The following is a 13,121-nucleotide window of genomic DNA, read 5'->3' as shown; positions in this document are numbered from 1 at the left end:
TCACCATTCACAGAGGTTATTCATGCAGATCAAGCGCACGGGGCGCATCCACTACGTTGCCGTTGATTTCGCCGGTTCGCCCGGATCGGTTCAGGGGTTCACCACCCGCCACGAAGGGGTTTCCCGCCCCCCCTACAACTCGCTCAATCTGGGGTTGAACACCCAGGATCAGGCCTTTAACGTTGAAGGCAACCGCAGCATCCTGACCCGCGCGTTCGACGTCAACCAGGAGGCCCTGGTCAGCGTGCGGCAGGTGCACGGCAACGACATCCTGGTAATCGACGAGCCCAACGAGGACTACAGCCACTTCTCCAGCGTGGAGAGCGACGCCATCATAACCAACCAGCCCGGTGTCATGATCGGCATCTGCGTGGCCGACTGCGTGCCGATCCTCCTCTGCGATCCCCGCAACAAGGTGGTCGCTGCGGTCCATGCCGGCTGGCAGGGAACCGCAGCCAAGTTGGTTGCCAAAACAGTGGCCGGAATGGGCTCGCTCTTCGGCAGCGACCCCAACGAGTTGCAGGCCGCCATCGGTCCCAGCATCGGGAAGTGCTGCTATGAGGTCGATGCCCCGGTCAGGCAGGCCTTTCTCCAGAGCGGGATGCCCTGGGATTCCTTCGCCGAGGCCCGTGGCGAGGGCAAGTGGCGCCTCGATATGGCCGCCGCCAACCGGGACCTGCTCCTGTCCGCCGGTGTGCCGGCCGCCGGGATACAGGTCTCCGATATGTGCGTCTGTTGCCGGAAGGACCTGTTCTTCTCCTACCGCAGGGATAGTGGGGATACGGGCAGGCAGATGGGCTTTATCATGCTCACGGCACCATAACCGGGCGTGGGCCCGCAGCCTCTCTGAAAAAACCGTGACATAGTAACATCTCAGCACCGTCGTTCTGGACTCGCCGTCTTTGTTATCATCCGCATTCTGCCATCGTGCCCGTAGAGCTCCCGTCGCTGGGCGATTCCCGGATACCATGGGTTAAGAGGTGAGAGATGCTTGCCAAAGTCCTCAGCAGTGCCCTGATCGGGATCGATGCAATGCTTGTCGATGTGGAGGTGGACCTGGCCGCCGGCCTGCCTGCCTTTGCCACGGTTGGCCTGCCCGACGGCGCCGTCAAGGAGAGCAAGGACCGGGTCAAGGCGGCTCTCAAGAATTCCGGCTACGATTTTCCGGCACGGCGCATCACCGCCAACCTGGCGCCGGCTGACATCAAGAAGGAAGGGGCGGCCTTCGACCTCCCCATCTCCATCGGCATCCTGGCGGCGACCGGCGTGGTGAAAACCACCCGCCTGAGGGAGTACCTGCTTGTGGGGGAGCTCTCGCTGGATGGGGGACTTAAGGCGATCCGCGGCGCGCTCTCCATTGCGGTCGCCGCCAAACGGGCCGGCCTGGCCGGTGTCGTCCTGCCGGTGGAGAACGCGCCGGAAGCCGCGGTGGTGGAGGGGATAGCCATCATCGCCGCCACCACCCTTTCCCAGGTGGTGGAATTCCTCAACGGCCATGACGGGATCGACCCCTTCGCGGTGGACCTCCAATCCCTCTTCACCAGCGGTTGCGAATATGGCGAAGACTTCAGCGAGGTCAAGGGGCAGGAACACGCCAAGCGGGCCCTCGAAGTCGCCGCCAGCGGCGGCCACAACATCTTGATGATCGGACCTCCGGGATCGGGCAAGACCATGCTGGCCCGCCGTATCCCCACCATCCTGCCGCGCATGTCGTTCGACGAAGCCATCGAAACCACCAAGATCTTCAGCGTCAGCGGGATGCTGGAGAACGGCCGGGCGCTTCTGGCGGCGCGGCCGTTTCGTTCCCCGCACCACACCATCTCCGACGTCGGCCTGATCGGCGGCGGCACCACGCCGAAGCCGGGGGAGGTCTCCCTGGCCCACAACGGCGTCCTGTTTCTGGACGAACTGCCCGAATTCAAAAAGAATGTCCTGGAGGTGCTGCGCCAGCCGCTGGAAGACGGCCGCGTCACCATCTCCCGCTCCCTCTTGACCCTGACCTATCCATCCCGGGTGATGCTGGTCGCGGCCATGAACCCCTGCCCGTGCGGCTACCTTGCCGATCCGATCCATCCCTGCGTCTGCACCCCTCTCGCCATCCATCGCTACCGTTCGCGCATCTCCGGCCCGCTCCTGGACCGGATCGATATCCATATCGAGGTGCCGTCCGTCACCTACCGGGACCTGTCCGACCGGGGAGAGGCCGAGAGTTCCCGGGATATCGCCCTGCGGGTGGCGTGCTCCCGAAAACGCCAGGCCGAGCGTTACCAGGGGACCAAGGTCCACTGCAACGCCCAGATGACGCCGCGTTTCATCAAGAGGTTCTGCGAACTGGACAGCGCCGGCAGCCGGATGCTGGAACTTGTTACCGACCGCCTCGGATTTTCCGCCCGGACCTACAACCGGATCATTAAGGTGGCCCGCACCATTGCCGACCTGTCGGACAGCGAGCACATCCGCGAAGAGCATATCGCCGAAGCGATCCAGTACCGCAGCCTGGACCGCAAGGTAACGTAAATAATTCTTCTGTTTAAAAAAATGTATCAATAGTATACATTTTATAAATCAGGCTTTTATATCTGAAACAGGGATGGGCGGGTTTGTCGGCGAGGACAGGCTGGTACGGTACTTGCTCGCAATAATTCCGGCTGGTTATAGATATTCAAGCCTGCCGCTGCTTTTGGGGTCCTTCGGGCTTTTTTGGATGGAGATAATATCGATGAATGTTAGATTTGCGGGCCTCCTCCTAGTGACGGCGATATTTCCGTGCGTCGCCCAGGCTGCCGATGTGTCATGTAAAACCGCAGAGTGCCATACGTCAATTGGCGGAACACAGAATATGCATGAACCGGTCAAGGAGGGGGACTGCTCGGGCTGCCATAAACAGACCAATCCGCTCCACCCGCTCAAAGGCGCCAAGAGTTTTGCCATGACGGCACAGGGGGCCGCCCTCTGCTACCAGTGCCATGATGCCTTCGGGAAGAAAAAGGCCCTCCACCCCCCGGTCAAGGACGGGGAGTGTGCGTACTGCCACAAGCCCCATGGCGGCGCCGGCCGTTTCCTGCTGGAAGGGGGAGACGACCAGACCGCCCTCTGCATGGGATGTCACGATGCCGCCCCCTTCAAACAGAAGGTCAAGCACGGCCCGGTTGCGGTCGGAGCTTGTACCAAATGCCATGATCCGCACGAATCCAATGAAAAGGCCCTTCTCAAGGGCCCGGTATGGGAAAGCTGCCTGAAGTGCCATGCCGATTTTCTGAAATCGCTAAAAGGAGCGGCCTTCATCCATCCTCCGGTCAAAGACGGCCCCTGCACCTCCTGCCACAACCCCCACGGGTCGGCGATACCGCAACTGCTCAAGAAAAAGATGCCTGATGTTTGTCTTGAATGCCACCCCGGGCTGGCCAAGAAACTGACGGCAAAGGTGCCCCACAAGCCGTTGCAGGATGAAGGCGGGTGCGGGAACTGTCATTCCACCCATTTTTCCAAATCAAAAGGACTTCTGGCCGGTGAGGAAAAGGATGTCTGCCTCGGCTGTCACGACACGGACAAGCTCGGCAAGCCGCCACTCAGAAATATCAAAAAGGAGATTGAAGGCAAGAAGTTTCTCCACGGCCCCATTGAGATGGGAGAGTGCAAGGCCTGCCATTCCCCCCACGGCTCGGATTTCTTTCGCCTGCTCAATAAGAGTTATCCCGCCGACCTGTATGCTCCCTACAAGGAAGGACTGTACGATCTCTGCCTGGAGTGCCATGAGAAAAACCTGCTGAAGTTTGCCGAGACGACCATTTATACCAACTTCCGCAACGGCAAACGCAACCTCCACTTTGTTCATGTCGTGGACAAACGCAAGGGGCGGACCTGCCGGGTCTGCCACGAGGCCCATGCCAGCAGTGGAGAAAAGCTGATCAGCAAAGAGGGGGTGCAGTTCGGCGAGTGGAAGATCCCGCTCAACTTCAAGATTACCCCCACCGGGGGAAGCTGCGCTCCCGGCTGTCACCGCGCCTTTAAGTACGACCGCGACAAACCGGAAACGTACGGGGCGGAAACCAAGTAGGCGGAGCCGCCCCGGAGCGTTGAGGCCGTGGCTGGCTTTGTGATGTGTGTATCATGTGAGGTAGTTTTTCCTGTACCACCCTGGGCGTTGCATTTCGTTTCATTGGCAGCAGAACGTTAAAGGAGTAAGAAATATGCTCACAAAGAATGCCCTCGTAGCCCTTTTAGCACTCTTGACCATCCCCGGCCTTGCCCTGGCCGATGCCGTTCAACTCCCGCGCACCGGGCAAACCACCTGTTATACCGCGGACGGCGTCAGCACGGCATGCAGCGGTACTGGTCAGGACGGTGCGCTTCTCGCCGGCATAGCCTGGCCAACCACCCGTTTTGTCGTCAACAGCAACGGGACCGTCACCGACAAGTTGACCGGGCTCATCTGGGTGAAGGACGCCAACCTGATGAACACGCGCGATCCGTCGTTTACCGGCAGCTCATCCGGCCTGGTGGGCTGGCAGGATGCCCTTGCCTACGTTGCCAAGCTAAATACGGATAAATATCTCGGCTATTCCGACTGGCGGCTGCCCAACATCAACGAGCTTAAAAGCCTGGTGAACGCGGAACAGGCGGCCAATGACACCTGGCTTACCGCAACAGTCGGTTTCACCAACGTGCAGGGGCAGTCGTACCAGTGGTACTGGTCGTCCACCTTCCTGAGCGGCACCGGCACGAATTCCACCAGTGGGACGATTTTGGCCGGCGCCTGGGAGGTCAACCTGGGGGATGGGGGGGTCGGCTATGCCGATATGGCAGCGACGACAGCCTATGTCATCGCCGTCCGCACCGGGAGCGAAGGGACCGTCACCCTGCCGCGCACCGGCCAGACCACCTGTTTCGATTTCACCACGAACGCCCCCACCAGCACCTGCACGGGGACCGGACAGGATGGCGAACAGTTGAGCGGGGCCCCCTGGCCGGCGAGCCGCTTCACGGTCAACAGCGATACGACCACCATCACCGACAACCTGACCGCCCTGGTCTGGACAAAGGATGCCGCCGCCTCCGGGCCTATCGCTTGTGGCGGGACCCCTCCCGGGGCCATGAGCTTCGTGCTGGCCCTCGACTACATCGCCTGCCTGAACACCGCCAACTTCCTCGGGCACAACGATTGGCGCCTGCCCAACCGCAACGAACTGGGCAGCCTGCTCAACTACGGTTATACCGGAAGCTCGCCGACGTTCGGCAACATGGCCGCCTGGCTGAATGCCTCGGGATTCACCCTGACCCAGTCGTCCGGGACCACCACGGCGGACCACGCCACGGATTTCACCTACTGGACCTCCACCAGCAAGGCGATCCTCCCGTACACGGCCTGGTCCACCTGGAGCGTGGACGCCCACGGCGTGATGTCCTCTTCCGACAAGAGTTTGACGACCCACAACGTCTGGCCCGTCCGGGCCGGTCAATACGGGAGCTTCGTCACGGTCAAGCTGAAATCGTCCACCACAACTGCCGCAGTCACCCCGGCCGGCGCCCTGACCCTGGCCCCGGGGAGCAATGTCCATGTGGATTTCAGCACCTTTGCCTATGACGTCCTGCTCAACAACGCCTGGCAGCGTCCCGGCAATGGGACGACCACCACTTTCGACCTGACCAACGTCACTTCTGACCAGAATCTGATGGCCGTCTTTGCCGCGCCGAACGGCGATCTGAGCGGAGACGGCAAGATAACGGCAGCCGATGCGCTGCTGGCGCTGCGCGCGGCGGTACTGCTCGATCCAATAACTAACGCCACCCTGGCAAAGGGGGACATGAACAAGAGCGGAACAATGACGGCAGCGGATGCCCTGTTGATCCTGCGCTTGGCGGTCGGTCTCGTCAATCCGGCCATAACTTACTGATTTCAGAATCTGGGGGTATTTCCACATAACCGGTCACACAGCACATTAAGGAGATACGTAATGAAGAAATGGTTACTCGGGATTTTGCTGGCCACGCTGTCGCTTGGCCTGTTCGGCTGCGGAAGCGGTGATTTCGGCGCATCAACAACATCCGTCAGCGGTATGGCATCCAAAGGGCCGATCAACGGGGCCCATGTTGCGATCTTTTCCGTGACTACCTCAGGCCGCATCGACAAACAACTCGCCACGGGGACCACCGCTTCGAGCGGGGCCTTTTCCGCGGATCTTGGGGCCTATACCGGGGCCATATTCGCGACCATGTCCGGCTCGACAGCCACGTACACCGACGAGGCGACGAACACCGCCAAAACGCTGGGGACACAAAAGCTGCACGCAGCCACGGTCGTGACCGGTTCCGGCCCGATCAACCTGGCCATTACGCCGTTTACCGAGGTGGCCTATCGTAAGGCCGCCAGCCTGAGAAAGGCGGATATAGCCAAGGCCGATGCCTTGGTCAGCAATGTCTATCTGTCGGGCACCGACGTCATCAAGACCCTTCCGGCAAATGTGCTGAGCGGCGGCGGTGCGGCAAGTTCCTCGCCCTCCCAGATAAGTTACGGCCTTGCCCTGGCGACGGTTTCCCAGTTGCTTAAGGACCAGTCCGGCGCGACGCTGGAGAGCGTCATCACCCAGATGCAGAATGCCATCACAGGTTCCGACCCCACGACCGCAACCCTGGATACCACCTTCAAGAGCGGCGTGTACGCCACCGCCATCTCGGAGGTCAGGACCAATGCCAATCTGCAATCGGGAATCGTCGACACCCCGCTGAACATAACCCTGGCCGCTTCGCCGACCTCGGTGGTGGCCAATAACACCGATACCATCACCCTTACGGCAACGGTGACCAAGTTCGGTGGTGTGGTGGTGCCGAACACTGCCGTCAAATTCGCCGTCCGCAGCGGTACCGCTACTCTTTCCAGCGCCCAGGGCACCACGGACAGTACCGGCAAGGCGACCATCACCGTCAAGAGCGGCACCATCCAATCGGCGGTGGTCATTACGGCCAGCGTCGCAGCCACGAGCAGCACCGACCTGACCACCTCGACCAATGTCGCCTTTGTCCAGGACCCCAACGACCCGGCCTCGGTTTCGCTCACCGCAAGCAAGGTCGCAGCCACCGCCAACGGGATCGACTCGATCACCCTGACGGCCAAGGTCACCCGGGTCGGCACCGGGCCGGTACCGACCGGTACGACAGTCACCTTTGCCGTTGCCGCAGGTACGGCGACCCTGAGCGCTACCACGGGCACCACGGACAGTAACGGCAATGCCTCGGTCACCCTGACCAGCACCACCGTCGGTTCGGTAACCGTCAGCGCCAGCGCTGCCACGTCAACCGGCGGCAAGGTCACCGGCGCCACCAACGTCGAATTCCAGACAGACCCCAATGCCCCGGCCAGCGTCACGCTCAGCGCCTCGCCGACCACTGCTGCGGCCAACAACACCCCGATCACCATCACCGCCACGGTCGCCAAAACGGGCGGTGGGGCGGTCGCAGACGGGACTCCGGTCACCTTTGCCGTCACCAGCGGTACCGCCTCCCTCAGCGCCACTTCGGCTACCACGGTCAGCGGCACGGCTTCGGTCGCCCTGACGAGTACCACCGTCGGGTCAGTGACCGTGACCGCCACGGTTGCCGGCCCCAAAACAGGGACGTCGACGGTGAGTTTCACCACGCCGCCGGCGCAACCGACCATTGCGACCGTCAAACTGGCCACCACCGGGACGCTCCCGAGCGGTACGACCATCGGTGGCATCGATGCCACCGTGACTTATTCGACTAATAAAGGACTCACCTATTCCAGCACAGTGGTCTCCGGAGTCGGAGGCAGCTCCTTTTTAACCCCGAATGGCACCGTCAACGGCCAAGTGGCACTTAGTCTGATCAACACCAGTGGCATTCAGACCGGAGAATTCGCAACTGTGACATTCAACATAGCATCAGGGAACACCCCGACGGCAAGCGATTTTACGCTCTCTTCCTCAGCCGTTACCGATACGGTAGCCGCCCCGATATCCGGCATTTCGGTCCGTATCCTGAGTGTCAGCATTCAGTAGCGTCCGGCAGCGCGGAAGGGCAACAATTTCGGTTGTCCTTCCGTCGCTGCTCCGGGCGGAGTTGCGCCGTCGGTTGCAACGTCCATGAGCACGATTATCTGCGGTATCCCTATTGCAGCCACGAACAAGGAGTGAAACATGAAAATCATACGGTTTGCAAAATTGAGGAAGAGCATCGGAGTTTCGTTATTCGGCATGGCGTTCGCCTTCTGCCTTGCGGGGTGCGCCGGGAAGGCCGCTCCTCCGGGGACGGTGTTTTTCCCGCCGCCCCCCAATAAACCAAAGGTGCAGTTTTTGACGTCGATTGCCGATTCCACCGATGTGGAAGGAAAACAGGGCGGATTTTCCCTCGTGGTCACCGGCAAGGAAGGCGAACAGAGTATCCGATCGATCAGCAAGGCCTACGGCGTGGCCGTCTCCAAAGGCAAAATCTATGTGTGCGATACGTCGGGCGGGCAGTTGGTCATCATCGACCCGGTCAACAAAAAGTTCGATTACCTGAAGGGGAACTATGGCGACGGCAAACTGAAAAAACCGGTCAATGTCGCCCTTGACGACGACGGAAATATCTATGTAGTCGATACCATGCGCAAGGAAGTGCTGGTATATGATTCTATGGGTAATTATTCGAAATCATTTGGTAAAGAGCTTGAAAAAGCGAAGCCGGTGGACATCGTTGCCTACAAAAACCGCCTGTACCTGCTGGATATCTTCCAGGGGGATATCAAAGTGCTGGACCGCCGGACCGGCCGTCTGCTCACGACCATCGGCAAGGACGAGGGGAGCAGCAAGGGGTTGAGGATGCCGGTCAATTTCACCATAGACAAAGCCGGATTCATGTACGTGACCAATGCCGGCAACGGCAAGGTTATCAAGCTCGACCTCGACGGCCATATCCTCGGCTCATTCGGCAAGCTGGGAGACGGTTTCGGCGACTTTACCCGGCCCAAGGGTGTTGCTGTCGATGATGCGGGGCTCATTTACGTGGCCGATGGCGGGCACCAGAACGTCCAGCTGTTCAGCTTTGTCGACAATAAGAGCCGCCTGCTTATGTTTTTTGGCGACCCCGGCCTGCCGGTCGGGTCCATGAATCTACCGGCAGGTATTGCGGTCAGCAAAGATAACCTGGCCTATTTCCAGAAGTTTGCGGCGCCCGATTTCGAACTGGAGCAGATTATCTACGTGATCAATCAGTATGGCCCGGCAAAATTGGCAATCTATGGCTTGGGCAAGATGAAGGGCGACACGACGGAGATGGTCGCCCCCGCCTTAGCCGACAAAAGCAAGTAGCGGATTTTCGTTTTCGGCAGTGGGGAATAGACCATACTACGCATATTCAGGGGATCGGGCTGGATGGGAAAATTGTTATGCCATATTGTTGTAGCGATATGCTGTGCAGGCATGCTGACCGGCTGCGATCCCCTGGCCCGGCACAAGGTCGTTTCGACCATCTTCGACGGCGTCCCCAGCATGCCGGAGCCCCAACAGTTCTGCCAGGAATATCATGAAGTGAAGCTGGCTGAAGAGCGCGAAGCGGCCGCGGCGCAGCAAAGAAAAAATTCGGCGACCAGCGATTCCCGGCATGAGCCATACGATCAGAAACGTTGTAACGACTGCCATGACAAGACGAAGGAAGGAGGACTGATCCGTCCGCCCAACGAACTGTGCTTCATGTGCCATCCCGATCTGACGAAAGGGGCTTTTACCCATGGTCCGGCTGCAGTCGGCGACTGCCTGGCCTGCCACGTGCCCCACTCCTCCGCGTATGGGCCATTGCTCAAGGTCAAGGCGGAGGATGTGTGCGTCACCTGTCACCGGGAAAAGCGCCAAGCCAAAAGTATGCATGACAATGTCGCGGCAAAGGGGATGATCTGTATTAATTGCCATAACCCGCACTCGGGGAACGCCCCGTATTTCCTCAAGTAACATGGACAACCGGATGCGGGTGGCAGCGTTGTGCATAGTGATGATTCTGCTTCCGCTTTCCAAAGCTTTTGCGGAGCCGCGCGGTTTGCTCCTCCTGGGGGATCTGCAGCAGTCATTGGGCGTGACGTACGATTACCGGGGGCGCCAGAGCAGCGTGAACAGCCAGGGCACCTATACCGCATCCCATCAGCTGGAGGAAAAATACCACTTCGACATCGATTACGGTGTCCTGGACCGTAACTGGCTGAACGGTACCTTCAGCTCGGATGTCAGCCTCGAACAGCGTGAGTTCAACGACAGCGGCAACACCAGTAAGACTGCCAGCACATCAAAGTATCAATACAATCTCACGGGGGTTGTGTTGAACAGGTCCCCCTACCCCATATCGTTTCACAGCCGGCGGGAATTGAGCACCATACATGAGGCATACACCCCGGGATATGACCTTGACACGAACAATAACGGCGTCAGGCTTAACCTCCTCAACAATTTTCTGACAACCAGCATTAGCTATGAGAAGAACAGCACCGAAACCAGCGGTTTGACCCATGACAGCAAAAATACCCAGGATGGCCTCAACCTTCAGGTGGCCAATCAGTTTCGGGATACCAGCACCACCCAGTTGAACGCCAACTATTACAGCGAACGGACCGATTTCAAGGATTCGACGCCGCAGTACACATCCAAGAACTATGACGTGGGGCTTATGAACTCCATCAATTTTGGAGGGAGGCAGAAACATTCCCTGGCGTCAACGTTGCAGTTTTCCGAATCCCGTGCCGCAGGAATCCCGTCCCGACGGTTCGACTGGACGGAAAGCCTGCACCTTGTTCCCGGCAAGGCGCTGAAAATCGACATGACCTATTGGAATTCCAGCTCAAAAACCCTGAATTCCCGGGGGAGCTCGCAGATCGACAAATCCAATACCGGGAATATTGCGGTGACGCATCGGCTGTTCCAGAGCCTGGAGACCCGTTTGTTTGCCCGTTTCAGGCAGAGCGACTTTGCCACCGGCCAGGAAAATGTTTACGCCGGTTCCTTTGGCTTCACGTACTCCAAAATATTGCCGAAAACAAGCACCATGCGGATCGGCTACAGCAGGGAGTACGGCATTACGGACCGTAAAGGCACGGAGTCGTTGAGTACGGTCCGTGACGAAAGCCACACAGTAGCGCTGTACGGCGAGATCATCTCCCTGAATACGAGCGGCGCGGTAGACCCGCTCTCCATCAGCATCCGGAGCGCATCGATCAGCAGCCCGTTTCACACCCTACCTTACAACGAAGGCCCCTTGGCGGATTACACGGTCGACACCCTGGGCCGGGTCACCATAACCCCCGGCAGCCAGATCCGCCCCGGCGACACCGTATTGATATCATACGACGTCCTGCTCAATCCGAACGTGAAATACGCCACCACCAACCAGAATATCTTCAGCAGCCTCTCCCTGTTTTCCAATCGCTACCGCCTGTCCGGGAGCCTTTTTACCGTGGACCAGCAGCTTTTGTCGGGGAATGCCGATTCAGCTTCGCTTGCCAACCAGCGCACCGCGGTTGTCCGTCTTGAAACCGACCGGGGCGACAACACCTTCAGCCTTGAATACGACAGTACGGAGCAGAGCAATATCACGTACTCCTATGTGGAGGGCACCTGGCGTTACAACCATCGTTTCCAGACTTTGACGTTGGGATTGTACGCCCGGGACCGCTATGTCATGCATGACGCGGTGACCACGGCGAGCAGCCATAGCGCAGCCTATGCGGAGAATATTATCGACACGGGAGCGACATACCAGCAACCGCTTTTTCGGGTGGCCATGCTGGGAGTAACGCTCAACTACCTGAAAAGCACCGGGGGCACTTTGGAACGTGACCTGATCTATTTCAAGACGACCCTGCGCGCGCGCTTCAACAAATTGCTGTTCAGCCTTACGTCCCAGGTGAATTGGAACATTACGGGATCAATGTCCACGCGTGACGATATTGTGCGCTTTGAACTGACGAGGTTTTTCTGATATGCGGAAACATCGGGATCTGCCATGGTCGTCTCTCGGCCGTTTCGTGGGGGCGGCTTGTTGCGCCGCCGCGCTCGTCTGCATCATGTCAGCCTGCGCCACGCACGGAACGCTCTATAGCGAACTTCCCCCCAACCCCTTGCAGTGGCCGCAAAAGGCGTACGGCCCGAGGGTCCAGTGGGTGAAGAGCATTGCCAACTACCATGAGGCAGGTATTACAAAAAGTTTCTGGAAAAGGGTTTGGGAGTTGGTGGCCGGCGAGGATACGCGGAGCATCGTCAGGCCGTACGGGATATTTTTCGACGACAAGGAGCGGCTATTCGTCGTGGATGTCGGTTCGGCGACCGTCCATGCCATCGACATCGGCGCAGGGCTCTATACGATCATCGGGGACCAGGACGATTCGCCGTTGCGTTCGCCCATCGGCGTCACGGAGGATGATGGCGGCCACCTGTACATAACCGACTCCGTGGTCCGGCAGGTTTTCGTGTACGACATTGCCAACAAGGTGCTGAAGCCTTTCACGACGAAAAAGTTGGGCCGGCCGACCGGCATTGCCTATAACCGGGTAAACGGGCTGCTCTATGTCTCCGATACGTCGAAGCACCAGATCGTGGTCTATGATTTGAGCGGCGCAGAACGGCAGCGCATCGGCTCTCCCGGCAATGAAGCGGGGCTGCTCAATTACCCGACCGACATCTCCGTTGATGCCAAAGGGCAGGTGTACGTAACCGATGCTTTGAATTACAAGATCAAGATATTTTCCCCCGAGGGGTATCTGGTAAGCCAGTTCGGCACTGCCGGGGACAGCGCGGGCGACCTGAATAAGCCCAAGGGGATCGCGGTGGATAGCGAAGGGCATATCTATGTCTGCGACGCGCTCATGGATGCGGTCCAGGTCTTCGACGACACCGGCCGCCTGCTGCTCGTGTTCGGGGACACCGGCACCCGCAAGGGGGAATTCTGGATGCCGTCCGGCATCTATATAGACCGGCGCAACTACATCTTTGTCGCCGACACCTATAACAGGCGGGTCCAAATCTTCCGCTACATAAAGGACGGCTTTTCGGATCAGGACGATGTGGAGGTCGAGGGTGACCCGTACTCCTCAAAAGAGCGGTTTCGGGAGAAGTGAGAGGTTACGATGCGGCATAACGGTGAAAAAC

9 protein-coding genes are annotated in these 13,121 nt (G+C 59.1%); all 9 read left to right on the top strand.

Features of this window, described 5'->3' with window-relative positions; genetic code table 11:
- Nucleotides 1–22: 22 nt before the first annotated feature.
- Entirely contained in the window at nt 23–823 is an 801-nt protein-coding gene (gene pgeF / locus ET418_RS11160) for a peptidoglycan editing factor PgeF (RefSeq protein ID WP_149307700.1), read from the top strand.
- Between the two features lie 164 nt (nt 824–987).
- Complete coding sequence (locus ET418_RS11155) at nt 988–2,517, top strand: YifB family Mg chelatase-like AAA ATPase (RefSeq protein ID WP_149307699.1); 1,530 nt, start codon at nt 988–990, stop codon at nt 2,515–2,517.
- A gap of 322 nt (nt 2,518–2,839) precedes the next feature.
- Nucleotides 2,840–4,057: a cytochrome c3 family protein gene (locus ET418_RS11150; RefSeq protein ID WP_246153029.1), complete on the top strand. Its 1,218-nt coding sequence runs from the start codon at nt 2,840–2,842 to the stop codon at nt 4,055–4,057.
- 133 nt (nt 4,058–4,190) lie between these two features.
- The gene (locus tag ET418_RS11145) at nt 4,191–5,894 is read left to right on the top strand and encodes an Lcl C-terminal domain-containing protein (RefSeq protein ID WP_149307697.1); all 1,704 of its coding nucleotides are present in this window, start codon (nt 4,191–4,193) and stop codon (nt 5,892–5,894) included.
- A gap of 60 nt (nt 5,895–5,954) precedes the next feature.
- Entirely contained in the window at nt 5,955–8,015 is a 2,061-nt protein-coding gene (locus ET418_RS11140) for a beta strand repeat-containing protein (protein ID WP_149307696.1), read from the top strand.
- 138 nt (nt 8,016–8,153) lie between these two features.
- Nucleotides 8,154–9,305 (top strand): NHL repeat-containing protein, encoded by a 1,152-nt coding sequence (locus ET418_RS11135; protein WP_149307695.1) that lies wholly within the window; start codon nt 8,154–8,156, stop codon nt 9,303–9,305.
- A 63-nt stretch (nt 9,306–9,368) separates the two neighbouring features.
- Nucleotides 9,369–9,941, top strand: a complete 573-nt coding sequence (locus ET418_RS11130) for a cytochrome c3 family protein (RefSeq protein ID WP_149307694.1) — start codon at nt 9,369–9,371, stop codon at nt 9,939–9,941.
- Between the two features lie 40 nt (nt 9,942–9,981).
- Nucleotides 9,982–11,955 (top strand): hypothetical protein, encoded by a 1,974-nt coding sequence (locus ET418_RS11125; RefSeq protein WP_149307693.1) that lies wholly within the window; start codon nt 9,982–9,984, stop codon nt 11,953–11,955.
- Between the two features lies 1 nt (nt 11,956).
- Entirely contained in the window at nt 11,957–13,090 is a 1,134-nt protein-coding gene (locus tag ET418_RS11120; RefSeq protein WP_149307692.1) for an NHL repeat-containing protein, read from the top strand.
- Nucleotides 13,091–13,121: the final 31 nt, after the last annotated feature.

It is taken from the genome of Oryzomonas rubra, from assembly GCF_008369015.1.
Lineage (GTDB): Bacteria > Desulfobacterota > Desulfuromonadia > Geobacterales > Pseudopelobacteraceae > Oryzomonas > Oryzomonas japonica.
This window is presented reverse-complemented; position numbering and strand designations above follow the sequence as displayed.

Coding starts and splice junctions, on each gene's coding strand:
- pgeF (WP_149307700.1), top strand. CDS start 23: ATGCAGATCAAGCGCACGGGGCGCATCCACTACGTTGCCGTTGATTTC.
- ET418_RS11155 (WP_149307699.1), top strand. CDS start 988: ATGCTTGCCAAAGTCCTCAGCAGTGCCCTGATCGGGATCGATGCAATG.
- ET418_RS11150 (WP_246153029.1), top strand. CDS start 2,840: ATGCATGAACCGGTCAAGGAGGGGGACTGCTCGGGCTGCCATAAACAG.
- ET418_RS11145 (WP_149307697.1), top strand. CDS start 4,191: ATGCTCACAAAGAATGCCCTCGTAGCCCTTTTAGCACTCTTGACCATC.
- ET418_RS11140 (WP_149307696.1), top strand. CDS start 5,955: ATGAAGAAATGGTTACTCGGGATTTTGCTGGCCACGCTGTCGCTTGGC.
- ET418_RS11135 (WP_149307695.1), top strand. CDS start 8,154: ATGAAAATCATACGGTTTGCAAAATTGAGGAAGAGCATCGGAGTTTCG.
- ET418_RS11130 (WP_149307694.1), top strand. CDS start 9,369: ATGGGAAAATTGTTATGCCATATTGTTGTAGCGATATGCTGTGCAGGC.
- ET418_RS11125 (WP_149307693.1), top strand. CDS start 9,982: ATGATTCTGCTTCCGCTTTCCAAAGCTTTTGCGGAGCCGCGCGGTTTG.
- ET418_RS11120 (WP_149307692.1), top strand. CDS start 11,957: ATGCGGAAACATCGGGATCTGCCATGGTCGTCTCTCGGCCGTTTCGTG.